Here is a 26,623-nt window from a genome sequence, read left to right as displayed (position 1 = left end):
AGCTGGAACTCAGTTCAGCGGCGGGCGATGCAGGGTCGCGGCGGGCCGCGTCATGGTGCGTCGTCCGCGCTTGTAGGCGAACAGGACCGGGGCGAGCTCGGCGACCGCCGCCTCGCGGGTCTGGCAGTCCAGCACGACGAAGTCAGCCGACTTGCCGGGGGCGAGCCCGTAGTCGCGGGCATTGATCAGCCGCGCCGAGCGCTCGGTGATCATGTCGAAACACTCGCGGATGTCGTCGGTGGCGCCGATGTGACAGATATTGGCGTTGAGGTTCGCCATGCGGATCAGCGAGCAGTCGCCGAACGGCGTGAAGGGATTCAGCACGTTGTTGGTGGACAGCGAGCAGTTCACGCCGTGGCGGATCAGCTTGTGGGCATGGGTGACGCCGCGCGGCTGGTTGCAGTCGCACTCACGGCCCATCAGGAAGAGGTCGGTCGAGGGCAGCACGGTAAGCGCGACGCCGGCATCGCGCATGCGCCTGGCCGCCGCGTCGAAGCGGGTCGGGTTCGCACCCGCCAGCTTGGTGACGTGGCCGATGGCGGTGCGCCCGCCCCAGCGGTAGCGATCCGCCAGCGTGCAGACATAGTCGAGGTCGAGAGTGTCGGCGGTCGGGCCGAAGTCGAGATGCATGTCGATGTCGGCGTCGAACTCGCGTGCCATCTCGAAGATGCGGTCGATCTGGCCGTGCGGATTCGAGTCCGTATAAGGGGCGGCACCGACCACGCGCGCGCCCTTCTTCAGCGCCGCCACCATGAGCTCGTCGGTGCCCGGATTGTTGAGCAGCCCCTCCTGCGGGAAGACGCAGATCTCGATGTCGATCGCCCAGCGATATTCCTCGATCAGCGGCAGGATGCCCTCCAGCCCGCGCAGGCCGATGCCGGGATCCACCTCGAGCTGGGTGCGCATATGCGTCGTGCCCTGCATGAGGCACTTTTCCAGCGTGCGCCTGCCCCGGGCATAGACGTCCTCGGGGGTGAAGGCGGCCTTGGCCCTGGCGACCTCGCCGATGGCCTCGGCCAGATCGCCGCGCTTCGACTGGCAGCGGTCGAGGATGCAGGACTTGTCGAGATGGATATGGGTCTCGACGAAGCCGGGCGAGACGAGGCGTCCGCCGACATCGAGCTCTTCGCCCTCGGCGGCGAGGCCCGTTTCGATCACGACGATCCGGCCGGCCTCGATGCCGATGTCGACCGTGCGTTCGGGTTCGCGAGCAAGCCGGGCGTTCCGTACGATCAGGTCCATCGACGCAGGCTCCTCTCAAATATCCAGCGGCAGGCCGGGCAACGCGAGGACGGGTTGGAGCGCATCGGAAAATACGGTCCCGCTCATGCCTCGGTGCTCCCCCGACAGTTCGATCCGCCCCCGCGCCGCTCCGTCCGGGCAGGGGCGGGAGAGGGGATTAATAATTAAGTGCTTACTTAGTTTGGAGCGCGTGACAGGGATCGTAAAGCCGATTGATTGGCCGATGCGATCTCGGACAAGATATTGTTCTGATTGATGTTTCTTACGAACGGCGCAGTCGTGGCCGTGGCGTGGGCAGGGCAATGCTCAAAATTCGAGCCCTGCCGGGCGGCGGCGATTCAGGCGCCTTCGCCCTTGAGCGCCCGCATCACCGCCTCGCCGGTGAGGCGGTTGTGCTCCTCCAGCCGCTCCGCCAGATCGAGGCGCGCGCGGGCGCGGAAGGCGACCATGATGTGCTCGTGCTCGTCGAAGGACTGGGCGACGCGCGTCGGGTTCTCGTTGACCACGAAGCGCAGCCGGAGCACCCGCTTCTGCAGATTGTCGTAGGTCTGGAGCAGGACGGGGTTGTGCGTGGCGGCGGCCAGCGCGCGATGGAACTCCTGGTTCAGCGCCGTGTAGACGGCGGGATCGGCATGGGCGCGAAGCTCGGCGTGCGCATGCTCGATCCGCGCGCGATCCTCCGGCGTCGCCCGCACCGCGGCGAGTCGGCCGATGGTGTGCTCGATCGCGCCCTTCAGCTCGAAGAGATGGGCCACCTCGACGGGATCGATGGGGGCGACGATGGAGCCGCGATTGGGCCGCAGCTCGACGAAGCCCTCGGCGGCGAGCACCTTCAGCGCCTCGCGCAGCGGCGTGCGCGAAATGCCGAAGCGCAGGCAGAGCTGCGCTTCCGGGATGCGCGCGCCATAGCCGAGCTCGCCGTTCAGCAGCACGCCGCGCAGCTCGTTGACGATCTGCTCGTGGAGCGTGCCGGTGTCCTTCTGCTGCGCCAGCGCGGTCATCGGGGTCACTCTGCCGGAAGTGCGATGTCGGGATCGAGGGGCGCGGCGAACATCGACCCGAAGCGGGCGAGCGCGGCGGTGGGCAGGTCGAGCGCGCGCAGACAACCCCACAGCGTGGTGCTGACCGAATCGTAGACCGGGACGCCGAGCCGGCGCTCCACCTCGGCCCCGACCAGCGCGCCGCGCATGTTGGTGCACACGATGGCGATGGCGTCCGGAGCCGCGCCGGCCACCTGCGCGCACATCGCGGCGATCCGGTCTTCCGTGATCTCGGCGAAGGAGAAATTGTCGGACATGCCGCAATGGGCGCCGGCGACCACCTCAACGCCGATGGAGGCATAGTTGGCGACGATGCGCGCACCGACATCGTCGGTATAGGGCGTGACGAGAGCGAGCCGCTTCACGCCCCGCTCCGCGATGAGGCGGTTGAGGCTGAGGACGGAGCTCGTCGCCTTCACGCCCGTGCGCGAGCGGATCTCGGCGCACAGCCGCTCGTCGGTATCGAAGCCGAGCCAGCTCGCGGAGGTGCCGTTCCAGGCGATCACGTCGGTGCGCGCATCGGCGAGCAGCTCCGCCGCGGCGAGGATGGGTTCCTGCCGGAACTGCTCGGAGGCGCTGTCGTCCAGTGCGATCCGCGTCACCCGGAAGCGCCCGAAATGCGCCGATACCACCGGAAACAGCGGTTCCAGCATCAGCGAGGTATAGGGCTCCAGCACGGTGTTCGACGAGGGCGTCAGCATGCCGATCAGATGCCGGGGGAGTGGAACGACATTTTGCATTCAAAAATGACTCAGCAGAGGCCGTGTGATCTTCCGTCCGCAAGCCCGCGCCAGATGCCGCGTCTCACGCGCTCTCCTCAGGTCTTGCCCTGACGGACGGCTTTCGTCAATCCGCCCGATCAATTTGAAACTCAGTATTCTGCACAGTTATCGTGCAGCGGGTGGCGCGCCGCTCGGCAGCGCTCGGAGCAGGCGCGGTGAGCGCTGCCTACTATTTGGTATTTAAGCGAACACTTAATTGCTGCACAGTTCACTCACGATAATGAATTCAAAAATGTCCTTCCAGGAGCTGTGTCATGCGCTTGCCCGTTCTGCTGACCACCGCGCTATCCGCCGCCTTCCTCGTCGCGTCGCCGGCCCTGGTCCCGGCGTCGGCGGTGGCGACGGAGGGCAAGACGTTCCGCTACGCCTATCGCGTCGATCCGGCCTCGCTCGATCCGCACGCGCTGGCCGAGACCTTCACGCTCTCCTGGCTGGGCCAGGTCTATGAGCCGCTGGTCGGGCGCGGCAAGAACCTCGAGCTGGTGCCGGCGCTCGCCACCGCATGGGAGCAGCCCGAGCCGAATGTGTGGCGCTTCCATCTGCGCCAGGGCGTGAAGTTCTCCGACGGCACGCCCTTCACCGCCGACGACGTCGTCTTCTCCCTGCAGCGGGTGAAGAAGGACGGCTCCGACATGGCCTATACGGTCGCCTCGGTGACCGACATCCGGAAGGTCGACGACTTCACGGTCGACCTCGTGACGGCGAAGCCGAACCCGATCCTGCCCGTGCAGATCACCTCCACCTACATGATGAGCAAGGCGTGGGCGGAGAAGAACGGCGCGACGGCGCCGGCGAGCGTCAAGGCCAAGATCGAGAACTTCGCCTCGACCAACGCCAACGGCACCGGCCCCTTCATGATCGCGAGCCGCCAGGCCGGCGTGAAGACCGAGCTCGTGCCCAACCCGAACTGGTGGGGCGAGAAGCAGTCCAACGTCTCCAAGGTTGTCTTCACGCCGATCCAGTCCGACGCCACCCGCGTCGCCGCCCTGCTCTCGGGCGAGGTCGACATGGTCTATCCGGTTCCGCAGCAGGACGTCGCACGCATCGAAGGCAACGATGCCACCAAGGTGCTCAAGGGTTCCGAGCTGCGCACCATGATGCTGGCCATGGACCAGCACCGCGACGAGCTGCTCAACTCCGACGTGAAGGGGAAGAACCCCCTCAAGGACAAGCGCGTGCGCCAGGCGATCTATCAGGCCATCGACATGAACGCGATCCGCGATCGCATCATGGGCGGTACCTCGCACATCGCCGGCACCATGATCGCTCCGGGCATCAACGGCTACGACCCAAAGCTCGACACCCGCGCCGCGCCCTATGATCCGGAGGCCTCGAAGAAGCTGCTGGCCGAGGCCGGCTATCCGAACGGCTTCTCCTTCACCATGGACTGTTCCAACGACCGCTACGTGAATGACGAGCGCATCTGCCAGGCCATCGTCGGCATGCTCGGCCGCGTCGGGCTGAAGGTGACGCTGAACGCCCAGACCCGCACCAAGTTCTTCGAGAAGGTGCTGAGCCGCGACACTTCCTTCGCCATGATCGGCTGGCAGCCGCTGAGCTACGATGCCCATTCGACGCTTCAGGACACCATGAACACGCCGGTGGAGAAGGTGGGCACCTACAATGTCGGCAACTACTCCAACCCGAAGGTCGACGAGCTGACGCAGAAGATCGAGGTCGAGGTCGACCCCGCCAAGCGCAACGCGATGATCTTCGAGGCGATGACGCTCGACAAGGAGGACTACGGCCACATTCCGGTGCATCAGGCGGGACTCGCCTGGGGCGTGCGCAAGGGCGTCAACGTGGTGCAGCGTTCCGACGACAGCCTCGAGCTGAAGTGGGTCAGCCTCGACTGACCATGCAAACGGAGGCCGCGACATGAGCTTCGTTCTGGCCCGGCTCGGACAGACCGTGCTCGTCCTGCTGGTCGCGGCCTTCGTCAGCTTCTCGCTGTTCCGCTATGTCGGCGATCCGGTGAACAACATGGTGGGGCAGAGCGCGAGCCTCGCCGACCGCGAGGCGATGCGGACGGCGCTGGGGCTCGACGACGCCTTCGTCGTCCAGTTCACCCGCTTCGTCGGCAACGCGCTCGCCGGCGACTTCGGGATTTCCTACCGCTTCGGCCAGCCGGTGGCGACGCTGATCGGCGAGCGGTTCCCGGCGACGCTGGAGCTGGCGCTGATCTCCATGCTGATCGCCACCGGCCTCGGCGTGCCGCTCGGGGTGTGGACCGCGCTGCATCGCGACCACTGGCTGTCGCAGATGCTGCTCGCCGCCTCGCTGATCGGCGTCGCTCTGCCGACCTTCCTCATCGGCATCGCGCTCATCCTGTTCTTCTCGGTGTGGCTCGGCTGGCTGCCTTCCTTCGGCCGCGGCGAGGTGGTGCGGCTCGGCTGGTGGAGCACCGGGCTCTTGAGCGCGAGCGGCCTGCGCGCGCTGGTCCTGCCCAGCGTCACGCTGGGCGTGTTCCAGCTCGCGCTGATCATGCGGCTGGCGCGCGCCGAGATGCTGGAGGTGATGCGCACCGACTTCATCCGCTTCGCGCGGGCGAGGGGATTGCGGCCGCGCGCGATCCAATACCGGCACGCGCTGCGCAACACGCTGGTCCCGGTCGTCACCATGATCGGCCTGCAGTTCGGCAACGTCTTCGCCTTCTCCATCATCGTCGAGACGGTGTTCCAGTGGCCGGGGCTCGGGCTTCTGGTGATCCAGGCGATCCAGTTCGCCGACGTGCCGCTGCTGGCGGCCTATCTGGTGCTGATCGCCCTGTGCTTCGCCGTCATCAACCTCGCGGTGGACCTCGCCTATGTCGCCATCGACCCGCGCGTGCGCGCCGGCGGCGGCGTCAGGAGGGCGACATGAGCCTCCCCGGCCTGGGACTTGCCGAGATGCGCCGCTCGGTCGGTGGCTGGTGGGACAGCGATCTCGCCTATCGCTTCCGCCGCTCGCCGGTGGCGATCCTCGCGGCGCTGGTCGGCCTCGCCTTGCTGGTGGCGGCGCTGGGGGCGCCGGTGCTGGCGCCCTATGACGCCTTCGACCCGGCGGCGGCCAATGCGGCGGATGCCCGCCTGCCGCCCGGCAGCGCCGGGATGTTCGGCGATCCCTATCTGCTCGGCACCGACCCGCAGGGCCGCGACATGCTCTCGGCCATGCTCTACGGCCTGCGCACCTCGCTGGTGGTCGGCCTCGCCAGCGTCGCGGCGGCGGCGGTGGCGGGCGTGTTGCTGGGCCTCGTCGCCGGCTATTTCGGCGGCGTGCTCGACGCCGTCATCATGCGCGCGGCGGATGTGCAGTTGAGCTTCCCCGCCATTCTCATCGCGCTGCTCATCGACGGCGTGACGCGCACGGCGATGCCGCGCGAGCTGCACCAGGAGCTGGCGGTGCCGATCCTGATCGCGGCGATCGCTGCCTCCTTCTGGGTCCAGTATGCGCGCACCGTGCGCGGCCTCGTGTTGGTCGAGCGCAGCCGCGAATATGTGCTGGCGGCGAAGGTCACCGGGGTGAGCACGTGGCGCATCCTCGCCTCGCACATCCTGCCCAATGTGCTCGGTCCGGTGCTGGTGATCGCCACCATCAATCTGGCGCTGGCCATCCTGACCGAGTCGACGCTGTCCTTCCTCGGCGTCGGGCTGCCGCCGACGCAGCCCTCGCTCGGCTCGCTGGTGCGCATCGGCAACGAGTTCGTGTTCTCCGGCGACTGGTGGATCAGCGTGCTCCCTGGACTGTTGCTCGTCCTGCTGTCGCTGTCGGTCAACATCTTCGGCGACTGGCTGCGCGACGCGCTCAATCCGAAGCTCGCCTCATGACCGCGCTGCTGTCCGTCCAGGGCCTGCGGGTCGAGATCGCCGCGCGCCATCGCGTGCTGACCGCCATCGACGACGTGTCCTTCGACATCGCCGAGGGCGAGATCCTCGGCGTCGTCGGCGAGTCCGGCGCCGGCAAGTCGGTCACCGGCACCGCCGTGCTCGGGCTGCTGGAGCGGCCGGCCTATCAGGCCGGCGGGCGCATCATCTTCGCCGGCCGGCGCATCGACACGCTCGACGAGGATGCGATGCGCACGCTGCGCAGCAGGCAGATCGCCGCCGTCTTCCAGGACCCGCTGACCAGCCTCGACCCTTTGATGACCATCGGCGACCAGCTCGTCGAGACGATGCAGACGCATCTCGACCTCGCCCGTGCCGCCGCGCTTGCACGGGCCGAGCAATTGCTGGCGGAGGTCGGCATTCCTGCGCCGCGCGAGCGGCTGCAGAGCTATCCGCACGAGATGTCGGGCGGCATGCGCCAGCGCGTCGTCCTCGCGCTCGCCTTCTGCTGCGAGCCGCGCCTGATCATCGCCGACGAGCCGACGACGGCGCTCGACGTCTCGATACAGGCGCAGATCCTCGACCTATTGCGGCGCATGTGCCGCGAGCGCGGCACCGCCGTCATGCTGGTCACCCACGACATGGGCGTGATCGCCGAGGCGAGCGACCGCGTCGCGGTGATGTATGCCGGCCGGCTGGTCGAGATCGGCCCCACGCGCGATCTCATCGCGGCGGCCGCCCATCCCTATACGCGCGGGCTGATGGCCTCGATCCCCGACATGCACCGGCGCGCGGCCGAGCTGACGCAGATCCCCGGCTCCATGCCGCGTCCCGATGCGCCGGTGCCAGGCTGCGCCTTCCATCCACGCTGTCCGCAGGCGCTTGCGCGCTGTGCCACCGATCGGCCGGCGATGCTGCCGCAAGGCGCCTCGCAGGTCGCCTGCTGGCTGGTCGACGCCGCATCGCGGAGCGCGGCGTGATGGCGGCGAACGACACGATCCTCTCGGTCGACCGGCTCACGGTGCGCTTCGATGCCTCCGCGCCGCTGCTGAAGCGGCTCGTCACCGGTGCCGGCCGGCGCATCGTGCACGCGGTCGAGGAGGTCGATTTCGAGGTGGCGCGGGGCTCCACCTTCGCGCTGGTGGGCGAATCCGGCTGCGGCAAGTCCACCATCGCCCGGACGATCGCCGGCATCCAGCCGCCGACCGCGGGCAGCGTCTCCTTTATGGGCGTCGACATTGCGGGCTTCCGCACCCGCCACGCCGCCATGCCCTACCGCCGCAACCTGCAGATGATCTTCCAGGACCCCTATGCCAGCCTCAACCCGCGCTGGCGGATCGGGCGCATCGTGGCCGAACCGATCCTCACCCATGCGCTGATGACGCCCGGCGCAGCGCTGAAGGCGCGCGTCGCCGAGCTTCTGGAGACGGTCGGCCTCTCGCCCGGCGATGCCGGCAAGTTCCCGCACCAGTTCTCCGGCGGCCAGCGCCAGCGCATCTCCATCGCCCGCGCGCTGGCGTCGAACCCCGCCTTCATCGTCTGCGACGAGCCGACCTCCGCGCTCGACGTCTCGGTGCAGGCGCAGATCCTGAACCTGATGAAGAAGCTCCAGCGCGAGCTCGGGCTCACCTATCTGCTGATCTCGCACAACCTCGCCGTCGTCGCCCACATGGCCGACCGGTTGGGGGTGATGTATCTCGGCCGGCTGGTAGAGCAGGGCGACGCCGCCCAGATTCTGGGGCGCCCGCTGCATCCCTATACGCGGCTGCTGCTCGACACGGTGCCCGATCCCCGCGCGCCGGGCCGGGCCCGCCCGCGCCTGTCCGGCGAGGTGCCGAGCCCGCTCGCGCCGCCCGCGGGCTGCGCCTTCCACCCGCGCTGTCCGCTGGCCGATGCGCGCTGCGCCCGCGAACGCCCGCAGCCGGTGCGCGTCGGCGCGGCGCTGGTCGCCTGCCACGCGGTGGAGGAGAGGCGGCTGCCGGCCCTGACGTCCGAGCAAGAATGCCTGTCCAGTCCCGGAGACGCCGCGTGAAGACGACCATCGTGAACTGCCACGCCCTGATCGGCGAGACCGCGACCCCCGCGCCGGGGCCGGTCGACATCGAGATCATTGGGCGCACCATTGCCGAGATCCGGCCGCACGGCGTGCGCGAGCCGGCCGCGGGAACCGTGATCGACGGCCGTGACCTGCTGATCGCGGCGGGCCTCATCAATGGCCACCACCACAGCCACGAGGGCTTCTACAAGGGGCGCAAGGACAACCTGCCGCTCGAGCTGTGGATGAATTATGTGCGTCCGCTCAAGCCGATCGAGCTGACCCCCCGCGACATCTATCTGCGCACCATGATCGGCGCGATCGAGGCGGTGCGCAGCGGCACCACGACGCTGTGCGACGACACCAACCAGAGCCCGCGCATCCGCCCCGACCATGTCGAGCAGGTGTTCCAGGCCTATGAGGACATCGGCATCCGCGCCAATGTCGGCATCACCCTGTTCGACCGGCCGTTCTTCCGCGCCGTGCCCTTCGTCGACGAGGAGTTCCCGAAGGAGCTTCTCGCCGAGCTCGACGGCACGCGCATGTATACGGGTGCCGAACTGCTCGACTTCGTGCGCGGGCTGGCGCGCGACCGCCATCCCTCGACCAACCGCGTCGCCTACATGGCCGCGCCTTCGGCGCCGCAGCGCTGCACCCGGGAGTTCCTGCTCGACGTGCGCCGCATGGCCGACGATTTCGACCTGCCGCTGATGATCCACGTGCAGGAGACCCGCATGCAGGTGGTCACCGGCCATCTGTTCTACGGCTCGACCATGATCGAGTATCTGGACCGCATCGGCTTCATGAAGCCGAAGACGTCGTTCATCCACGGCATCTGGCTGAACCCGCGCGAGATCGACATCCTCGCCCGTACCGGCGTCACCATCCAGCACAACCCGCCCTCCAACCTGAAGGTCGGCTCGGGGCTGGCGCCGGTGCGTGCGCTGCTCAAGGCCGGGGTGAATGTCAGCATGGGCACGGATGGCTGCGGCTCGATCGAGGGTACGGACATGCAGAACGCCCTCTACCTCACCGCGCTGCTGCAGAAGCTGCGCGGCGACCACGCCGACTGGGTCGGCGCCGAGGAGGCGTTCTACGCCGCGACCATGGGCGGCGCCCGGGCGCTCGGCCGCGGCAAGGAACTCGGCGCGGTGGAGGCGGGGCGCACCGCCGACATCGTCGGCTACCGGCTCGACCGCATCCCCTTCACCCCGCTGAACAATGCGGTGAACCAGCTCGTCTATTCCGCGAGCCGCGCCGAGGTCGATCTGGTGATGGTCGACGGCGAGGTGATCGAGCGCAACGGCAAGCTGACCCGCATCGACGAGGCGGCGATCATCGAGGAGATCCGCGAGGCGCATCAGCGGATCGAGCCGCAGCTCTCGGCGTCCGAAGCCGATGTCGAGCGCATCTCCCCCCATTACGAGCGCATCTACCGCCGCTGCCAGTGCATGGAGATCGCGGCCGATACCTATCCCGCCCGCTTCAGCCACTGACAACACCGGAAAAAACGCCCATGGCACGCCCCGCCGATTTCCACGCACGCGCCATCGATGCGCTCCACGACGCCAACGAGGCCGCCTGGCGCGAGACCGATCCGGAGGAGGGCGTGCGCCATTTCACCAATGCGACGCGCGGCCTCCTCGGCGATCCCGACGCGCCGAACCAGCCGGGCGCGCTAAAGCCCGGCGAGACGCAGTTCGTCGTTTCCGCCTGCTTCTTCATCGCGCCGAGCCGCGACCACATGATCGTCTTCGCCGACAATTTCGGCCTCGGCCGCGCCCGCATCTCGGTCACCGACAGCCGGCCGGGCCATACGGTGCAGACTAGGCAGGCGGCGGTCGTGCGCAACACCGACGAGGACAAGATCTTCCGGCAGATCATCAAGACCGGCCGGGTCGGATGCTCCATCTATGTGCCGGTGATGTGGAACGGGGAGGTGATCGGCATGTTCAATACCGCCTCGCAGGCGCGCTACATCTATGACGAGACCGACATGAGGGTGCAGAAGCTGTTCGCCGCCTGCGCCGCTGCGGTGTGGATGGGGCGGGGCGGACCGCAGCGCGTCGCCGAGGTGGCCGGGAGCCTCGGGCCGTGGGCGGCATGAGCGGCTTCGATCTCGTCATCCGCGGTGGCCGGGTCGCCACCGCCTCGGACACGTTCGACTGCGACGTCGGCATCCGCGACGGCCGCATCGTCGCGCTCGGCCATGATCTGGGCGCGGCAGGCGAGGTGATCGACGCCACCGGCCGCCTCGTGCTGCCGGGCGGCATCGACAGCCATGTTCATTTCGCCCAACCCTCCGGGCCGGGCGTGGTGATGGCCGACGATTTCGAGAGCGGCACGCGCTCGGCCGCCTTCGGCGGCAACACCACGGTGCTGCCGTTCTGCCTGCAGGAGAAGGGGCAGTCGCTGCGCGAGGCGGTGCGGCTCTATCACGCCAAGGCGGAAGGGCGCTGCTACATCGACGTCGCCTTCCATCTCATCGTCGCCGATCCGACGCCGCAGGTGCTCGGGCAGGAGCTGCCGGCCCTCATCAAGGACGGCTATTCCTCCTTCAAGGTGTTCATGACCTATGAGGGGCTCGCGCTTTCGGACCGCGAGATCCTGGAGGTGATGGCGGTCGCCCGCGAGACGGGGGCGATCGTCATGGTGCATGCCGAGAATTACGACGCGATCCGCTTCCTCACCGACCGTCTGGAGCGCCTCGGCCAGACCACGCCGCGCTTCCACGCCACCTCGCGCCCCATCCCCGTCGAGCGCGAGGCGACCCACCGCGCCATCTCGCTCGCCGAGCTCGTCGACGTGCCCGTCGTCATCGTCCATGTCTCCAACCGCGAGGCCATGGAGGAGATCCGCCGCGCGCAGGCGAAGGGACTGAAGGTCCATGGCGAGACCTGCCCGCAATATCTGATGCTCACCGAGGCCGATCTCGACGGGCTCGGCATGGAAGGCGCCAAATATGTCTGCTCGCCGCCGCCGCGCGATCCGGCGAGCCAGCAGGCCTGCTGGGAGGGCCTGCAGCAGGGCGTCTTCTCGCTGTTCTCCTCCGACCATTGCCCGTTCCGCTACGACGATCCCGAGGGCAAGCTCACCCCGAAGGGACGCACCAGCTTCCGCTGGGTGCCGAACGGCATACCGGGCGTCGCCACGCGCCTGCCGATCCTGTTCTCGGAAGGCGTGGTGAAGGACCGGATCGACCTCAACCGCTTCGTCGCCCTGACCTCCACGAACCACGCTAAGACCTACGGCCTCTATCCGCGCAAGGGCACGATCGCCATCGGCACGGATGCCGACATCGCCATCTGGGACCCGCAGCGCAAGGTCACGATCACCCATGACCTGCTGCATGACGGGTCTGACTACACGCCCTATGAAGGGCTGGAGGTGACCGGCTGGCCGATGCTCACCATGGTCCGGGGGCGTGTCGTGATGCGCGACGGCGAACTCGTCGGGACCGCCGATCACGGCAGTTTCCTCGCGCGATCGGCATGATCGGGAAAAGGCCGGGCGCGGCCTCGAGCTTCAGGCGCGGGGCACGGCGACCGGCCCGCCGCCATCCGGGCGGATGACATCCATCGCTATGCCGTAGATCCGCTCGAGCGTGCCGGGCGTGACGATCTCCTGCGGCCGGCCGCGCGCCATCAGCTTCCCGCCATGCAGCGCGATGATGTCGTCGCAGAAGCGCGCCGCCATGTTCACGTCGTGCAGCACCACCACCACGCCGGTGCCGCGGTCGCGGCAAAGGCCACGGATCAGCGAGAGCACCTCGATCTGATGCGCGATGTCGAGCGCCGAGATCGGCTCGTCCAGCAGCAGGCAGGAGGCGTCCTGCGCCACCAGCATGGCGAGCCACACGCGCTGGCGCTCGCCGCCGGACAGCGTATCGACGAGGCGATGGGCGAAGGCGCCGGTGTCGGTCAGCGCGATCGCCTCCTCGACCTTCTGCCGGTCCAGCGCGGTGAAGCGGCCGAGCGCTCCGTGCCAGGGATAGCGGCCGAGCGCGATCAGCTCGCGCGCGGTCATGCTGCCGGCGGCGGGAGCCGACTGCGGAAGATAGGCGACGCGCCGCGCGAAGGCTCGCGTGCCCCAGTCCGCGAGCAGGCGCCCCTCGAAGCGGATGTCCCCGCCCGTCGCCTCGATCTGCCGGCCGAGCAGCTTCAGCAGGGTCGACTTGCCGGAGCCGTTGTGCCCGATGAGCCCGACGACGCGCCCCGCCGGCACGGCGAGGCTGAGAGGATGCAGCAGCGTGCGCCCCTCGACGCCGAAGCGGACATCGGCGAGCTCGAAGAGCGGGCTGGCAGGCGCGGTCGTCATGCGCGGTCCCGGCCGAAGGCGAAGCGGATCGCCAGATTGAGGCACGCCGGCAGCACCGACATGTGCGTCTCTCCGGGAAGAAAGACGTAATGCGAGGCGAGGCCGGGCACCGCGGCGAGGCGTTCGGCCATGAGGCGCGTATTGTCGACGATGCGGCTTTCCTCGAAGCTTGCGCGCCGCTTCTCCTCGTCGGCGGCGCCGATCTGGAACGGCGCCAGCGTCTGCTCGTATTCGCCGGCGAGAAGCAGGATGCGGCCATCGGCCTGCCGCCCCTCGGCGATGAAGGCCTGCGCGGCGTCGACGATGCCGGCGCCCTCCCACCAGATGGCGGGGCTGGCGGCGATCCATCGCGAAAAGGCGGAAGGGCGGCGGAACAGGGCGTGCAGCGCGAACAGCCCGCCGAAGGAATGGCCGAAAATGGCCTGCCGGGCGGGATCGACCGCGACCCGGCGCGCGATCTCGGGCTTGAGCACCTCCTCGATGAAGGCGAGGAAATGATCGGCGCCTCCGGTCCGCACGTCCGGGCCGTCCGGCGTGTGCGGCGGATAGGTCTTGCCGGGAGGCGGCCCCATGTCCCAGGAGCGGCGGACGCTGTCATAGGCGCCGTCGACCGGATAGCCGATGCCGACCATCACGCCCCATTCGATGCCGGTGCCGGCTGGCCAGGCGGCCTGCACGCGCATGATGTCCGCCGCCGTGCCGGCCACCGCATTGGCGTCGAGATAATAGAGCACCGGCCAGCCGCCCTCCGGCGCCTCGCCCGGCGGCCGGTAGAGGAAGATGCGCCATGGCGGGCCGCCGGCGGGCGATGCGATCTCGAAGATCTCGGTATCGGGAATATGGGCGGGGATGCGGGCGGGCGTCATGCCGGGGCCTGCTTTCGCGAGAGGAGCCACAGAAAGGCCGGCGCGCCGATCATCGAGGCGATCAGGCCGGCCGGCATCTGCCAGGGAAAGGCGACGGTGCGGCCGAGGAAATCGGCGGCGACCATGACGAGCGCCCCGATGAGGGCGGCGCCGTAGAGTTCGGTCAGCGGATGCCGCAATCCGATGAGGCGCGCGGCGTGCGGGGCCACCAGCCCGACAAAGGACAGCGGCCCGACCAGCAGCGTCGCCAGCGCCGTCGCCACGGCGGCGAGCACCAGCAGCGCCATGCGGCCGAGCGCGACCGGCATGCCGAGCGCGCGAGAGGTCGCCTCGCCCAGCGGCAGCAGCTCCAGCCAGCGCCGCACCAGCGGCAGCAGCGCCAGCACGGCGAGCGCGGCGAGCAGGCTTGCGGTCGCGGCGCCGGTCCCGATGCCGTAGGTCGAGCCGGTCATCCAGTTGAACAGCAGGATCGCGCGGGGATCGCCGCTCGCCATCAGCACGCTGACGAGCGCGTCGAGCAGGGCGCCGAGCGCGATGCCGGCGAGGATCACCCGCTCCGGATTGGCCCGCGAGGCGCGGCCGAGCAGCAGCAGGACGAGCAGTGCCAGAAAGGCGCCGAGCGAAGCGGCGAGCGCCTGCTCGACGCGCCCGACATTCGCCAGCAGGAAGAGCGCCGCCGCAAGGCCGCAGGCGGCGCCCGCGCTCACGCCCATCACCTCCGGGCTCGCCATCGGATTGGCGGTGAGGCGCTGGAGCACGCACCCGGCTACGGCGAGCAGCGCGCCGCCGGAGAGTGCCGAAACGGCGCGCGGAAGCCGCAGCTCCCATAGCGACGCCGGATCGCCGGGCCAGGCGAGACTCCAGCCTTCAAGGCCCGGCCCGGACAGCCCGGACAGGGCGAGCGCGAGGAGCAGCAGCATGCCGAGCCCGGCGAGGCGCAGGGCCGGGCGGCCCTTTCCGAATACGGGCTGGATCGCGAGAGCCCGACTGCCGGCCGGCGGCAGACTCAGGCGCGGGATCATCCACAGCAATAGCGGCGCGCCGAACAGGGCGGTGACGGTGCCGGTGGGGATCGTCTCGCCATAGACCCCGGCGGCGAGCTGCACCCCCTGATCGGTCGCCCAGAGCAGCGCGGCGCCGGTCAGGGCGGAAGCGAGCAGCCAGGGGCCGATGCGCCGCGCTCCGGAGAGCCGCGCCAGTCCCGGCGCGGCGAGGCCGATGAAGCCGATGCAGCCGACCGAGGCGACCACCAGCGCTGTCAGCGCGACCGCCGCCAGCAGGGCGCCGAGGCGGGCGGCGGCGACGGACAGGCCGAGGCTGCGCGTCTGCGAATCCTCCATGCCGAGCAGCGCGAGGGGACGCAGCAGGAGCAGCGCGGCGAGCGCTACCGCGGCGAGACGCGGCGCGAGGAACACCGGCTCCTCCCAGCCCTGCAGGCTGAGCGATCCGGCGCCCCACAGGAACAGGCCGGCGAGATAATGGCTCTGGAACAGCGCCAGCAGCGCGGCGAGTGAGGCGCAGTACAGGCCGGCGACCATGCCGGCGAGGACCACCACCAGCGGCGCGAAGCCGCTGCGGCGCGACAGCAGGAGAACGGCGCCGATGGCGAGCAGGCCGCCGGCCAGCGTCACCCATTCGCGCCCGAAGGCGAGCAACCCCGGCGTCCAGATGAGCGCGGCGGACAAAGCGAGATTGGCACCGGCCTCAATGCCGAGCGTCGTCGGCGAGGCGATCGGGTTGCGCAGCACCTGCTGGAGGATGGCGCCGGCAAGGCCCAGCGCCGCGCCGGCGAGCAGGCTCACCACGAGACGCGGCGCGAAGCTGTAGGCGGCGAGGATCTCCGCCGGACGGCCGGTGTCCGGCGCGACGATTGCCGCCCACCATCCCCCGTCCGGCAGCCGCATCGCAAGATTTGCCCAGCTACCGGCGAGGCCCGTGGCACCCAGCAGAAGAACAAGCAGCACGGGGCCGAGCTGGGGTGCCGCCGGCCGGCGCGCCCGCGCGAGTGCCGTCTCAGCCATTGGCGCGCTCTCCGGTGAGATGCAGCGTCAATTGCCGGGCGAAGCGCATGGCCGAGGGCAGCATGCCGAACATCAGCACGGGGGGCAGGCGCAGCACGCGATCCGCCTTCACGAAAGGAAGGCTGCGCCAGAGCGGGCTGGCGGCGAGCGTGTCCAGCGTGTCGGCGGAGATCGGCTCCAGATAGACGAGGCTGCTCGCCGGGCTTTGCGCCAGCTCCTCGATGCCGACGGTGTTGAAGCCCCAGTAATTGCTCGGCCGGGTCCAGCCATTCACCAGCCCGCAACGCTCCAGCACGTCGCCGAACAGGCTTCCGGCGCCATAGACGCGCACATGGCGCGTGTCGAGGAAGTTGACGAGCAGCAGCGGCCGGCCGGCGAGGCCGGAGGCGGTGAAGTGGCTGCGCGTAGCGTCCATCGCCGCCTGTGCGCGGCCGATCAGTGTCTCGCCGGCCTCCTCGCGACCGATGGCGGCGGCGAGCGCGCGGGTGGCGGCGACGCTGCGCTCATAGATGTGGCCGGGCGGCGGCGCATAGACCGAGAAGGTCCGCGTCGGCGCGAAGCGCGCCAGCAGGGGAGCAATGGCGCCGAGATAGGGCGTGGTGACGATGAGGTCGGGCTTCAGCGCGGCGAGGAGCTCGAGATTGGGCTCGCGGTCGGTGCCGAGATTGACGATGCCGGGCGGCAGCGCCGGCTCGACCACCCATTGCGCCCAGCTATTGGGGTCCGGGAGCGCGACGGGCGGGAGCCCCATCTCGATCAGGGTCTCGGCAAGGCCGAAATCCATCGAGACGACCCGCGACGGGGGAATAACCGGCTGGCGCCCGTCGCCCGCCGCCAGCCGCGCGGGAGCCAGCGCCCCGGCGGCAAGCCCGCCGAGCAGCAGGGCCCGGCGGGACGGAAGCGGCCGAGGGCTCACCAGCGATACTTCAGGCCGGCGATCACGGTGCGCGGGGCGCCCATGTAGCAGTAGCCGGCATCGCAGGTGGTGTATTCCTCGTCGAGCAGGTTCTGGGCGTTGACCTGGAAGCTCCAGCCCTTCAGCCGCGCGTTGAGATACTCGAAATCGTAGCTCAGCTTGGCGTCGATGAGGGTGTAGGCGTCGTTCTCGAAGGTGTTGAGCGCGTCGCCCCAGGTGGCGCCGGTGTAGCGCACGCCGGCACCGATGCCGAGGCCGGCCAGCTTCGAGCCGGGCTGGAACTGGTAGTCCGCCCACAGCGCGAAGGCGTTCTCCGGCTGTCCGGACGGGGTCAGGCCGATGGTGGTCGGGTCGCCGGCGACATTGGTGAGGTCGAGATAGGTGTAGGCGCCGCGCACCTTCAGGCCGTTGCCGAGATTGGCGACGGCTTCCAGTTCGAAGCCGCGCGCCCGCACCTCGCCGGTCTGCACCTGGAACAGCGGGTTGTCCTCGTCGGTGACGAGGCCGTTCTCCTGGTTGATCTGGAACACCGACGCCGCGATGTAGCCGTCGAACCCGGTCGGCGCGTATTTCACGCCGCCCTCGATCTGTCGGGCGGTGGTCGGCGAGAAGTTGCTGCCGGTGGCGCTGACCCCGAGATTGGGAGCGAAGGAGGTCGCGTAGCTCACATAGGGGGCGATGCCGTTGTCGAACACATAGGTCAGGCCGACGCGGCCGGTGAACTCGTGGTCGTCGATGTTCTCCGTCGTGTCGGCGAGCAGGTCCTCGTCCTTGGTGTCGACCCAGTCCTGCCGGCCGGTCAAAGTGAGGATGAAGCGGTCGAACTTCGCCTGCTCCTGGATGTAGAGGCCGGTTTGGCTCTGCTTCTGGCGATAGCGGGAATAGTTGTAGCCGGGGTCATAGGTCGGGCCGAGCGGCTGTCCGGTGTTCAGGTCGTAGTCCGACGCCGTGCCGAAGCCGATGCCGCCATCCAGCGACAGATAGGAATAGTCGAGACCCACCAGCACCTTGTGCTCGATGGCGCCGGTGTTGAAGTTCGCCTCGATCTGGTTGTCCACCACGAAGGAGTCGAGAATGTCGTGCACATAGCCGGTGCCGCGGCTGGCGATGTTGGTGTCGGGGTCGACATCATAGGTGGTGGCATAGCGCACATAGGTGTCGGCGTTGCCGTAGCGCAGATTCTGCCGCACCGTGAACACGTCGTTGAAGTCGTGCTCGGCGAGGTAGCCGAAGCGGTACTGGTCCTGCTTCTCGCTGTTGTAGTCGCCGTAATTCCTGCTGAAGCGCTCGGTGCCGGTGCCGTCCCAGCCGTAATAGGGGAGCGAAGCCGGTGTCTCGGACTGCTGATACTCGCCGAGGAAGGTGATCCGGGTCTGGTCGGTCGGCTTCCAGGTCAGCGCCGGCGCGATGAACTTCATATCGTCGACGCCGCCATTGTAGACGTTCGGCGAGTCGGCGTCGCGCCACAGGCCGGTCAGGCGGTAGAGCAGCGTGCCGTCCTTGTCGAGCGGGCCGCCAATGTCGAACTGGCCCTGCAGATGGTCGTAATTGCCGCCCTGCAGCTCGACCTCACCGAACGCGGTCTCGGTCGGGCGCTTGGAGGTGATGTCGACGAGACCGCCCGGCGAGCCGAGGCCGTAGAGCGCCGAGCTCGGGCCGCGCAGGATGGTGACGCTGTCGACGCCATAGGGCTCGACCTTGAAGACCGACATGTTGGCGCCCGGCAGCCGCAGGCCGTCGCGGTAGATGCCGTTATAGGTCGTGTCGAAGCCGCGAATGGTGAAGGTGTCGTAGCGCGGGTCGAAGCCGGCCTGCCCGGTGCGCACGCCGGGCGTGTAGTTGACCGCGTCGGTCAGCCGCTGCACGCCGCGGTCGTCGAGCTCCTGCCGGGTGACCACGGTGATCGACTGCGGCGTCTCGATCAGCGGCGTGTCGGTCTTGGTGCCGGCGGTGCTGGCGGTGGCGACATAGCCGACCGTGCCATTGCCGGTGCCCTCGACGTTGATCGGATCGAGCTCGATGCCGCCGGCCGCGTCACCGGATACGACCGAGGCCGTAGGGTCCTCGATGGTGACCCGGTTGGGCGCCGTGAAGCGATAGGTGAGGCCGGTGCCGCGTAGCAGCGCCGCGAGGGCTTCCGGCGCGCTCAGCGTTCCGGCGACGGCGGTGGAGCGCCGGCCGCCGAACTTGGATGTGTCGAAGAACACGCGCACGCCGGCCTTCTGCGCGAAGGACAGGATGGCGCCGTTCAGATCCTGCGCCGGAATGTCGAAGGCGATCCGGGCGGGGGCGACGCTGGCTGCCGTCTGCGCCTGCGCCGCCGGAGCTTTCAGGCCGAACCCCGCGACGAGCAGACCGAGGACGAGGGCATTGCCCGCCACGCCGCCGAGATAGTGCCGGCGCAGGCGCGGCGTGCGGAGATTCAGCCGGGTCGTCATCAGGCGTTCTTCCTTCCTGCCAGATCGCGCGGGGAACGCGCCGGCCAGCGGTTTCGCGGCGGCTCGCAGGAAGGAAGACAACCGGGCCGGCGGACTTCAGTAAAAAATTTCGCCAGTTCGCGGCAGGATTCAATAAAGCACTGTGATCAATGGATAAATCGACCTCGATCCGATGCCGAGCTCGGAGGTTATGGTCTCGATGGCATCGCGCAGGTCGTTGGTGGCGAACACGCCGCTGACGCGGCGCCGGGCGAGCCTGTCGTCGAGGATGACGATGCGCCCGCGGCGGTAGCGGTTCAGCGTCTCGACCACATGGCCGAGGGAGGCGCCATTGAATACCAGCATGCCGCGGCGCCAGGCGGTCGCGGTCTCGACGTCGCGCATGCGGACCTGCCCCATGCCGTAGCCGGGCGTGTAGCGCACCTCCTGGCCCGGCGAGAGCACCACGCCCTGCCGCTCGCCGTTCTGCTGCAACGCGACCTCCACCCGATGCTCGACGGCGAGCACATCGGCGCCGTCCCCGGCCTCCTCGACGACGAACTGCGTGCCGAGCGCGGTGGTGGTGCCACCGGCCGCCTCGACCACGAAGGGGCGCGGCTCCCGGTCGGTGCGCGGCGCGGCGGCGAAGAACACCTCGCCGGCGAGGAATTTCACCCGCCGCTCGGCATCGTCGAAGGCGATCGCGATGGCGCTCGACGGGCCCAGCTCGACCAAGCTGCCATCGGCGAGGGTGACCGTGCGCAGTTCGCCCGGCGCGGTGCGATAGTCGGCGGCGGCCAGCAGCCAGGGATCGCCGAGCTGATAGCGGGCGACGCCGGCGGCAAGCACCAGCAGCCCGATCACCGCCCCGATCCGCACGGCCCGTCGTGTGGGGGAGACGCGCCGGCGTGCCGGCCGCAAGTCGCGCAAGGGGCCGGGATCGTGCCGCAGCAGGGAGAGCTCCCGCCATGTGGAGCCGGCCTCCTCGAAGGCGGCGCGGTGGTCCGGGTCCTCTTCGAGCCAGGAGCGCAGCGCGATCCTTTCGTCCTCGCTCAGCGCAGAGCCTTCGAGGCGCGCCACCCATTCGGCGGCACGCATCCCGATCTCATCCGCGCGTTCCTCGACACTGCTCACGCCGAACGTCCGTCCATCGATGCCCGTTCCCTATAAGACAAGCGAACGGGGGGAACACCGTAAATCGGGGGGCGGGGCGCCCTCGGGCGCCGTCTCGACGGATCGCCTCAGCGGGCGCGCAGGTGGCGCGTCATGTGCGCGATGGCCAAGGCGAGGTGCTTCTGCACCGAGCTCTCGGAAATACGCAGCTCCCGCGCCACCTCGGCATGGGTGAGCCCGTCGATGCGGTTCAGCACGAAGATTTCCTGCGTCCGGCGCGGCAGTTCCCGCACCAGCCTGTGGATGCGTTCGAGCTGGAGACGCGAATCGGCGGCGTCCTCCGGCGAGGGCTGGTCGGCCGCGATCTGCGCGAAGGCTTCCGGCGCGACCGTCTCGGTGCGGCGCCGGGCCTCCTGCTTGCGGTGGTTGATCAGCAGGTTGCGGGCGATGGCGTAGAGATAGGCGCGGATGTCGTTGATGCGGGTATCCGGACGCTCCAGCACGTTCAGGAAGGTGTCCTGCACCAGATCGCTGGCCGTATGCCCATCGCCGAGCCGATGCTGGAGATAGCTCCGCAGCTCGCTGCCGTGGGTTGAGAAGACAAGCGACAGGTCTGGCTGCATGAACCGGCCCACACTCCACATCAGATGCGTGTGAACGGGACGATTATCATGCTGGGTCGGCCAAGGTAAGTTACATGGCTCTACTTTATCATTGCTATAATTTCTGAGATTGGAATCGTTCTCGACTTTGATTTTGCCGGCGGGCCTTCGCTGGCGCTTCCCGTCAACCGGTCAATTCGGCCGGCATGGCACGTGGCCAGTGGAGAGCGCGAAGAAGGCGCGCTCGCGGCTGCCGACCGCCGGGGCGCTCAGAAGTCGACGGCGTCGCGGATGATCGGGCAGGTCATGCAGTGGCCGCCGCCGCGCCCGCGCCCGAGCTCCGATCCGTCGATGGTGATCACCTCGATGCCGGCCTTGCGCAGCAGCGTGTTGGCGTAGGTGTTGCGGTCATAGGCGAACACCACGCCCGGCGAGGCGCAGACGAGGTTGGCGCCGCTGTCCCACTGGGTGCGCTCGCGCATGTAGTCGTTGCCGCCGGTCTCGACGACGCGGATCGCGGGCAGGCCGAGCGCTTCCTTCACCGTCTCGACGAGGCCCTTGTCCTTGGAGAGCTCGACGCCGCCCTTGCCGTCGGGGCGATAGGAGAAGCACTCGATGCCGTCGACGATGTCGGGGTAGAGCAGCACGCAGTCGCGGTCGGCGAAGGTGAACACGGTGTCGAGATGCATCGCCGCGCGCAGCTTGGGCATGGCGGCGATGATGACGCGGCTCGCCCCGCCCTTCTCGAACAGGGCGGCGGCGAGCTGGCTGATCGCCTGGCGCGAGGTGCGCTCGCTCATGCCGATCAGCACGTTGCCCTTGCCGATGGGCATGACGTCGCCGCCTTCGAGCGTGGCGAGGCCCCAATCCTGTGTCGGATCGCCCCACCAGACGTTCACCTTGCCGGCGAAGTCCGGATGGAATTTGTAGATCGAGGTGGTGAGTATGGTCTCCTCATGCCGCGCCGGCCAGTAGAGCGGGTTCTGGGTGACGCCGCCATAGATCCAGCAGGTGGTGTCGCGCGTGTAGAGCGTATTGGGCAGCGGGGGCAGCAGGTATTCGTTGACGCCGGCCGCGTCGCGGATCAGCGCCAGCGTCGCCCCGCCAATCGTCTCGGGGAATTCATAGGTCGACAGGCCGCCGATCAGCGTCTCGGCGAGATCGCGGTTCGACAGGCCCTCCAGATAGGAGCGCACCTCGTCGACGAAGCCGAGGCCGACCTGGTTCGGCACCACCTGATTGTCGAGGATCCATTTCTTGCCGTCCGGAACGGCGAGCGTCTCGGCCAGCAGGTTGTGCATTTCCACGACCTCGATGCCGCGGTCGCGCATCTTGGTGATGAAGTCGAAATGGTCGCGCTTGGCGACGTCGACCCACAGCACGTCGTCGAACAGCAGCGCGTCGCAATTGGAGGGCGTCAGGCGCTGATGGGCGCGGCCCGGCGCGCAGACCATGACCTTGCGCAACTGGCCGACTTCCGAGTGAACGCCGAAGGGAGTTTCCATCACGAGGCTCCTGTCGATGCCGCTTTTGTTGTCAGGGGGTGATGAGGCCGGTCAGCAGCCCGTAGGTGCCGATGGCGCCGGCGACGAGCGTGATCAGGAAGACGATGAGCTCCACCGGCGTGAAGAGCCGTGCGTTCTGCTCCCGCCGGGCCCAGACATAGAGGATGGTGCCGGGCACGAAGAGCACGGCGACGAGCAGCACGTATTTCAGCCCGGCGGCGACGAACATGAACAGCGTGTAGACCACCGCGATCCACGCGAAGATCTGGTCGCGGCCGCGCTCGCGCGGGGCGGTCTCGTAGCCGGCGCCGCTGCGGGCGAGCAGGATGCCGTAGCCGGCGACCAGCAGGTAGGGCAGCAGCGAGGTCACGCTGGTCATGTCCAGCATGAAGTTGAAGGCGTCGCGCGACCAGTAGGTCGAGACGATGAACAACGAGACCACGATGTTGGTCAGCCACAGCGCGTTGGCCGGCACGCGGTTGCGGTTCTGCGCGGCGAACAGCCTCGGCATGTCGCTCGACTTCGCCGCCGCGAACAGCACCTCGGCGCAGATCAGCGACCAGGCGAGATAGGCGCCGAGCACCGAGACCAGCACGCCGATCGAGATCAGCACCGCCCCCCAATGGCCGACGGCGAGTTCCAGCGCGCCGGCCAGCGACGGGTTGGCGACCCCGGCGATGGCGGCGCGCGGGGCCGTCGCATAGGGCAGCAGCGTGACGGCGACCATCAGGCCGGTGACGCCGACAAAGCCCAGAATGGTCGCCGAACCGACGTCGGAGCGCTTCTCGGCGAAGCGCGAATAGACGCTCGCGCCCTCGATGCCGATGAACACGAAGACGGTGATCAGCATGGTGTCGCGCACCTGCGCGACCAGCGATTTCTCCGGCATGCCGACGCCGCCGAAGAAGTTCTCGGCGAACTGGTCGTATTTGAAGAAGACGATGAAGCCGAGGACCGCCACGATCAGCGGCACGATCTTGGCGAAGGTGACGACGGTGTTGATGGAGGCCGCCTGCTCGACCCCGCGCAGGATCATGAAATGGAACGCCCAGACGCCGACGAGCGACACCGCAATGGCGATCAGCGTGGAGCCGTCGCCGAAGATTTCAGGGAAGAACCGGCCGAGGGTGGAGCCGATCAGCACCCAGTAGAACACGTTGCCGAGGCAACTGCCGAGCCAGTAACCGAAGGCCGAGAGGAAGCCCATATAGTCGCCGAAGCCGGCCTTGGCGTAGGCGAAGACGCCGGCGTCGATGTCCGGCCGCCGCTCGGCCAGTGCCTGGAACACCCGCGCCAGCATGTACATGCCGGTGCCGGCGATCAGCCAGGCGATGATGGCTCCGAACGGGCCGGTCGCGGTGGCGAAGCGGCCGGGAAGGTTGAAGATGCCCGCTCCCACCATCGAGCCGACGACCATGCCTGTCAGCGAGAGGAGGGACAGTTTGCCGGCCACCTTTTCAGCCATTCTCGGCCTCATCGAACAGTGGGGAAGCGGGGACGGACGTCCGCAGTGATTCGAATCTTGGAATTTCAGTCGTTATGCTCGTCCGTCGAGCATAGCGCAGGATGATACCCGGATTCGGATTGGATGCACTCCAAGTTTATTCTGCAATTGCTAAGGCCTTGACCCGATCTATACCGCAGTGCGGCATATTAACTAATGAAGATCAGCGACTGTCGTGGCGGGAGAAGCAAAACGTCGTGTTGCTCCGCGGCGAAGGTCGGCTCTCAGGATCGGTTCCTGCCGGGACCTCGTCGCCCCGGCTAGGTTTGAGGCCGGCGACGCCCGACGAGAACAAGGATCGGGACGAAGGCGGCGGTCGCGAGGAGCAGCCACGCCTCGACCTCATCCATGGCCAGCAAGGTGAGCCCGCTGAACAGGCACCAGAACAGCGGGATCGGCAGCAACACGGCGAGCAGAGGGCCGCGCGCCGCCAGCAGCAGGCCGAGCGTCACAATCGCGGTGGGATCGGGCGCGATGCCGAAGACTTCGGCGCTGGTCCACGGGTGACCGGAGACCAGCGGCAGGCAGGGATAGAGCAGCAGGCCGGCGAGGGCGACCAGCAGCCCGGTCCTTCCGCCGGCGGCCCGCCCATCGATGGTTAGGCCGCGCGGCAGGACGGCGGCGATCGCCAGCAGCGCGGATTGCAGAAAGAAGGCCGGGGCGATGTAGAGGATCGCCCAGTTGATGGCGGCATAGCGGTTCAGGAGGAAGGACCAGCCGACGAACGCCCAGACGGCGGCGAGCACGAGGCCCGTCCACGGCATCGCGTTCTGCGGGCGGCGGGCGACGAGCAGGACGATCGCCAGACCCGCCCCGACGCTCGCCACATGCAGCGGCCACAGCGCGGCGTTCTGTGCCTCGATCAGCCGCCAATAGACGCGCGGCGCGAACAGCAGGAAGTCCTCGAGCCGATAGCTCCACCATTCGGACATCAGAGCGCGCCGATATGGGCGGCGATCCGCTCCGCCATGCTTCGGTCGGGAAGATCGCCGCCCGCCGCCGCGACATTCTCGCGGACATGGTCGACGCGCGTGGTGGCCGGGATGGCGACGGTGACGGCGGGGTGCGACAGGATGAATTTCAGGATCAGCTCGGCCCAGCTCGTCGCGCCGATCTCGCCCGCCCATCCGGGAAGCGGTTCGCCGTCGAGGCGCTCCGTCAGCTCGCCCTGCCGGAACGGGCGGTTGACGATCACCGCGATGCCGCGTTCGGCGGCGAGCGGCAGCAGGCGCTGCTCGGGCTCGCGGTCGACGGGATTGTAGGTGAGCTGCACGAAATCGAGGGGATGGCCGCGCATGATCTGTTCGAGGAGGTCGTGCCGGCGCCCCTCCGAGGTGGTGATCCCGACATAGCGCAGCCGTCCCGCCGCCTTCATGGCGAACAGCGTGTCGAGATGCGCCTCCCACGTCAGGAGATTATGCACCTGCAGGAGATCGAAGCTCTTCACGCCCCAGAGCCGGCGCGACTGCTCGATCTGCACGGCGCCATTGGCGGGCGCCGAGGTCCAGACCTTGTCGGCCGCGAACAGCGTCTCGGGATGTCCGAGCCGTTCGAGGCCACGGCCGACCACCGCCTGCGACGATCCATACATCGGCGAGCTGTCGATCATCCGTCCGCCGGCGGCGAAGAAGGCCGCCATGACCTGCGTGCATTCGGCCTGCAGGGCCGGATCCTCGCCGACATTGAAGGTGATCCAGGTGCCGAGCCCCACGGCCGGCATCCGCTCGCCCGATGACGGTATGACGCGGGTGAGCGGCGCCGTCGCCTGCGCGCGCATCCTTGTCGGCAGAAGCGCCGCCGCGGCGCCAAGGCCGGCGGCCTCAACGAGCCTCCTGCGCGTGATGATCACCGGACTTCCCTTTCGCCAAGCGTCTTGCCTTACGGCGACCGACTTTACCGCCTTCGCCGGCCTGCCTGATCACAGCTACGTAAGATCGGGCGCCGGCCAGCCCGTTCTGCGGTATTGCCGTCCTCATACGTGTTCATGCCGTCTTGCCACCGGCGGCGGGGCCTTGGCACAAGGGCCCCATGACCGATACCTCCTCCGCCCTGAATATCGTCCGTCCCCGCATCGACGATGCGCTGATCCGGCGTCTGGTCCGCACCTTCTATGGGCGGGCGCGGGCGGACGCGCTGATCGGCCCGATCTTCAATGCCGCGGTCCAGGACTGGGACGAGCACATCGACAAGATCTCGGACTTCTGGTCCTCGATCATGCTCCGCAGCGGGCGCTATAACGGCCGGCCGATGCGGCCGCATCTGATGCTTCCGCTGCGCGGCGAACATTTCGATCGCTGGCTGCAGCTTTTCGAGGAGACGGCGCGCGACCTCTGCCCGGCTGACGTCGCCGACGCGTTCATCATCCGGGCCGGCCGCATCGCCGACAGCTTCGAGATGGGGATCGCCACCCAGCGCGGCGAGTTTCATTCGCCACGGCACGCGAGGGACTGAGGCGGGCGC

The 26,623-nt window shown here is 68.5% G+C and carries 23 protein-coding genes; 9 read left to right on the top strand and 14 right to left on the bottom strand.

Annotation, left to right across the window (positions count from 1 at the left end; genetic code table 11):
• Positions 1–9: 9 nt before the first annotated feature.
• The 3 genes from U742_RS0115335 to U742_RS0115325 form a co-directional block, all read right to left on the bottom strand.
• Entirely contained in the window at positions 10–1,242 is a 1,233-nt protein-coding gene (locus U742_RS0115335) for an amidohydrolase family protein (protein ID WP_029354553.1), read from the bottom strand.
• 338 nt (positions 1,243–1,580) lie between these two features.
• On the bottom strand, positions 1,581–2,243 hold the full coding sequence (locus tag U742_RS0115330) for a GntR family transcriptional regulator (RefSeq protein ID WP_029354550.1): 663 nt from the start codon (positions 2,241–2,243) through the stop codon (positions 1,581–1,583).
• Between the two features lie 5 nt (positions 2,244–2,248).
• The gene (locus U742_RS0115325) at positions 2,249–3,022 is read right to left on the bottom strand and encodes a maleate cis-trans isomerase family protein (RefSeq protein WP_029354548.1); all 774 of its coding nucleotides are present in this window, start codon (positions 3,020–3,022) and stop codon (positions 2,249–2,251) included.
• 296 nt (positions 3,023–3,318) lie between these two features.
• Here U742_RS0115325 and U742_RS0115320 point away from each other — a divergent pair, with 296 nt between their 5' ends.
• From U742_RS0115320 to hydA, 8 genes are read left to right on the top strand one after another with little or no spacing between them, the layout of a single operon-like run.
• Positions 3,319–4,920, top strand: a complete 1,602-nt coding sequence (locus tag U742_RS0115320; RefSeq protein ID WP_029354546.1) for an ABC transporter substrate-binding protein — start codon at positions 3,319–3,321, stop codon at positions 4,918–4,920.
• Positions 4,921–4,942: 22 nt separating this feature from the next.
• A complete protein-coding gene (locus U742_RS0115315; RefSeq protein WP_029354544.1) occupies positions 4,943–5,926 on the top strand; it encodes an ABC transporter permease in 984 nt (327 codons plus the stop codon).
• The gene (locus U742_RS0115310; RefSeq protein ID WP_197028272.1) at positions 5,923–6,870 is read left to right on the top strand and encodes an ABC transporter permease; all 948 of its coding nucleotides are present in this window, start codon (positions 5,923–5,925) and stop codon (positions 6,868–6,870) included. Before U742_RS0115315 ends, U742_RS0115310 begins: the two co-directional genes overlap by 4 nt.
• Positions 6,867–7,847 carry an ABC transporter ATP-binding protein gene (locus U742_RS0115305; protein ID WP_029354540.1) on the top strand — a complete coding sequence of 327 codons (981 nt, stop codon included), beginning with the start codon at positions 6,867–6,869 and terminating at the stop codon, positions 7,845–7,847. Before U742_RS0115310 ends, U742_RS0115305 begins: the two co-directional genes overlap by 4 nt.
• On the top strand, positions 7,847–8,899 hold the full coding sequence (locus U742_RS0115300; RefSeq protein ID WP_029354538.1) for an ABC transporter ATP-binding protein: 1,053 nt from the start codon (positions 7,847–7,849) through the stop codon (positions 8,897–8,899). Before U742_RS0115305 ends, U742_RS0115300 begins: the two co-directional genes overlap by 1 nt.
• On the top strand, positions 8,896–10,398 hold the full coding sequence (locus tag U742_RS0115295; RefSeq protein ID WP_029354537.1) for an amidohydrolase family protein: 1,503 nt from the start codon (positions 8,896–8,898) through the stop codon (positions 10,396–10,398). Before U742_RS0115300 ends, U742_RS0115295 begins: the two co-directional genes overlap by 4 nt.
• A 20-nt stretch (positions 10,399–10,418) precedes the next feature.
• Entirely contained in the window at positions 10,419–11,009 is a 591-nt protein-coding gene (locus U742_RS0115290; RefSeq protein ID WP_029354534.1) for a GAF domain-containing protein, read from the top strand.
• Entirely contained in the window at positions 11,006–12,397 is a 1,392-nt protein-coding gene (gene hydA / locus U742_RS0115285; RefSeq protein WP_029354532.1) for a dihydropyrimidinase, read from the top strand. The genes U742_RS0115290 and hydA overlap by 4 nt, the downstream gene beginning before the upstream one ends.
• A gap of 30 nt (positions 12,398–12,427) precedes the next feature.
• Here hydA and U742_RS0115280 read toward each other — a convergent pair whose 3' ends face one another.
• The 11 genes from U742_RS0115280 to U742_RS0115230 form a co-directional block, all read right to left on the bottom strand.
• Complete coding sequence (locus U742_RS0115280) at positions 12,428–13,219, bottom strand: ATP-binding cassette domain-containing protein (RefSeq protein ID WP_029354529.1); 792 nt, start codon at positions 13,217–13,219, stop codon at positions 12,428–12,430.
• Positions 13,216–14,085, bottom strand: a complete 870-nt coding sequence (locus U742_RS0115275) for an alpha/beta hydrolase (RefSeq protein ID WP_029354527.1) — start codon at positions 14,083–14,085, stop codon at positions 13,216–13,218. The genes U742_RS0115280 and U742_RS0115275 overlap by 4 nt, the downstream gene beginning before the upstream one ends.
• Positions 14,082–16,106, bottom strand: a complete 2,025-nt coding sequence (fhuB, locus tag U742_RS0115270) for a Fe(3+)-hydroxamate ABC transporter permease FhuB (protein WP_029354525.1) — start codon at positions 16,104–16,106, stop codon at positions 14,082–14,084. The genes U742_RS0115275 and fhuB overlap by 4 nt, the downstream gene beginning before the upstream one ends.
• Positions 16,099–17,022 (bottom strand): iron-siderophore ABC transporter substrate-binding protein, encoded by a 924-nt coding sequence (locus tag U742_RS0115265; protein ID WP_029354523.1) that lies wholly within the window; start codon positions 17,020–17,022, stop codon positions 16,099–16,101. Before U742_RS0115265 ends, fhuB begins: the two co-directional genes overlap by 8 nt.
• Positions 17,019–19,460, bottom strand: a complete 2,442-nt coding sequence (locus U742_RS0115260; protein ID WP_029354521.1) for a TonB-dependent siderophore receptor — start codon at positions 19,458–19,460, stop codon at positions 17,019–17,021. The genes U742_RS0115265 and U742_RS0115260 overlap by 4 nt, the downstream gene beginning before the upstream one ends.
• Before the next feature lie 129 nt (positions 19,461–19,589).
• Positions 19,590–20,537, bottom strand: a complete 948-nt coding sequence (locus U742_RS0115255; protein ID WP_051661224.1) for a FecR family protein — start codon at positions 20,535–20,537, stop codon at positions 19,590–19,592.
• A 143-nt stretch (positions 20,538–20,680) separates the two neighbouring features.
• Entirely contained in the window at positions 20,681–21,175 is a 495-nt protein-coding gene (locus U742_RS0115250; protein ID WP_029354517.1) for an RNA polymerase sigma factor, read from the bottom strand.
• A gap of 248 nt (positions 21,176–21,423) precedes the next feature.
• Entirely contained in the window at positions 21,424–22,659 is a 1,236-nt protein-coding gene (locus U742_RS0115245) for an arginine deiminase (protein ID WP_029354515.1), read from the bottom strand.
• 31 nt (positions 22,660–22,690) lie between these two features.
• Positions 22,691–24,124 carry a basic amino acid/polyamine antiporter gene (locus U742_RS0115240; protein WP_029354512.1) on the bottom strand — a complete coding sequence of 478 codons (1,434 nt, stop codon included), beginning with the start codon at positions 24,122–24,124 and terminating at the stop codon, positions 22,691–22,693.
• Between the two features lie 299 nt (positions 24,125–24,423).
• The gene (locus U742_RS0115235; protein ID WP_038361759.1) at positions 24,424–25,095 is read right to left on the bottom strand and encodes a DUF6064 family protein; all 672 of its coding nucleotides are present in this window, start codon (positions 25,093–25,095) and stop codon (positions 24,424–24,426) included.
• Entirely contained in the window at positions 25,095–26,012 is a 918-nt protein-coding gene (locus tag U742_RS0115230) for an aldo/keto reductase (RefSeq protein WP_029354508.1), read from the bottom strand. Before U742_RS0115230 ends, U742_RS0115235 begins: the two co-directional genes overlap by 1 nt.
• Before the next feature lie 179 nt (positions 26,013–26,191).
• Here U742_RS0115230 and U742_RS0115225 point away from each other — a divergent pair, with 179 nt between their 5' ends.
• Positions 26,192–26,614 (top strand): group III truncated hemoglobin, encoded by a 423-nt coding sequence (locus tag U742_RS0115225; RefSeq protein WP_029354506.1) that lies wholly within the window; start codon positions 26,192–26,194, stop codon positions 26,612–26,614.
• The last annotated feature ends 9 nt before the right edge of the window (positions 26,615–26,623 follow it).

Origin of the sequence: Allobosea sp. 117, assembly GCF_000702305.1 — a bacterium.
In the GTDB taxonomy this organism is placed as follows: domain Bacteria; phylum Pseudomonadota; class Alphaproteobacteria; order Rhizobiales; family Xanthobacteraceae; genus Ancylobacter.
Note: the sequence above shows the minus strand (reverse complement) of the source record. Positions and strands in the feature narration are given on the sequence as shown.

Excerpts from the sequence above, each read along its gene's own strand:
- U742_RS0115335 (WP_029354553.1), bottom strand. The coding sequence starts at position 1,242 with ATGGACCTGATCGTACGGAACGCCCGGCTTGCTCGCGAACCCGAACGC.
- U742_RS0115330 (WP_029354550.1), bottom strand. The coding sequence starts at position 2,243 with ATGACCGCGCTGGCGCAGCAGAAGGACACCGGCACGCTCCACGAGCAG.
- U742_RS0115325 (WP_029354548.1), bottom strand. The coding sequence starts at position 3,022 with ATGCAAAATGTCGTTCCACTCCCCCGGCATCTGATCGGCATGCTGACG.
- U742_RS0115320 (WP_029354546.1), top strand. The coding sequence starts at position 3,319 with ATGCGCTTGCCCGTTCTGCTGACCACCGCGCTATCCGCCGCCTTCCTC.
- U742_RS0115315 (WP_029354544.1), top strand. The coding sequence starts at position 4,943 with ATGAGCTTCGTTCTGGCCCGGCTCGGACAGACCGTGCTCGTCCTGCTG.
- U742_RS0115310 (WP_197028272.1), top strand. The coding sequence starts at position 5,923 with ATGAGCCTCCCCGGCCTGGGACTTGCCGAGATGCGCCGCTCGGTCGGT.
- U742_RS0115305 (WP_029354540.1), top strand. The coding sequence starts at position 6,867 with ATGACCGCGCTGCTGTCCGTCCAGGGCCTGCGGGTCGAGATCGCCGCG.
- U742_RS0115300 (WP_029354538.1), top strand. The coding sequence starts at position 7,847 with ATGGCGGCGAACGACACGATCCTCTCGGTCGACCGGCTCACGGTGCGC.
- U742_RS0115290 (WP_029354534.1), top strand. The coding sequence starts at position 10,419 with ATGGCACGCCCCGCCGATTTCCACGCACGCGCCATCGATGCGCTCCAC.
- hydA (WP_029354532.1), top strand. The coding sequence starts at position 11,006 with ATGAGCGGCTTCGATCTCGTCATCCGCGGTGGCCGGGTCGCCACCGCC.
- U742_RS0115280 (WP_029354529.1), bottom strand. The coding sequence starts at position 13,219 with ATGACGACCGCGCCTGCCAGCCCGCTCTTCGAGCTCGCCGATGTCCGC.
- U742_RS0115275 (WP_029354527.1), bottom strand. The coding sequence starts at position 14,085 with ATGACGCCCGCCCGCATCCCCGCCCATATTCCCGATACCGAGATCTTC.
- fhuB (WP_029354525.1), bottom strand. The coding sequence starts at position 16,106 with ATGGCTGAGACGGCACTCGCGCGGGCGCGCCGGCCGGCGGCACCCCAG.
- U742_RS0115260 (WP_029354521.1), bottom strand. The coding sequence starts at position 19,460 with ATGACGACCCGGCTGAATCTCCGCACGCCGCGCCTGCGCCGGCACTAT.
- U742_RS0115255 (WP_051661224.1), bottom strand. The coding sequence starts at position 20,537 with ATGCGTGCCGCCGAATGGGTGGCGCGCCTCGAAGGCTCTGCGCTGAGC.
- U742_RS0115250 (WP_029354517.1), bottom strand. The coding sequence starts at position 21,175 with ATGCAGCCAGACCTGTCGCTTGTCTTCTCAACCCACGGCAGCGAGCTG.
- U742_RS0115245 (WP_029354515.1), bottom strand. The coding sequence starts at position 22,659 with ATGGAAACTCCCTTCGGCGTTCACTCGGAAGTCGGCCAGTTGCGCAAG.
- U742_RS0115240 (WP_029354512.1), bottom strand. The coding sequence starts at position 24,124 with ATGGCTGAAAAGGTGGCCGGCAAACTGTCCCTCCTCTCGCTGACAGGC.
- U742_RS0115235 (WP_038361759.1), bottom strand. The coding sequence starts at position 25,095 with ATGTCCGAATGGTGGAGCTATCGGCTCGAGGACTTCCTGCTGTTCGCG.
- U742_RS0115225 (WP_029354506.1), top strand. The coding sequence starts at position 26,192 with ATGACCGATACCTCCTCCGCCCTGAATATCGTCCGTCCCCGCATCGAC.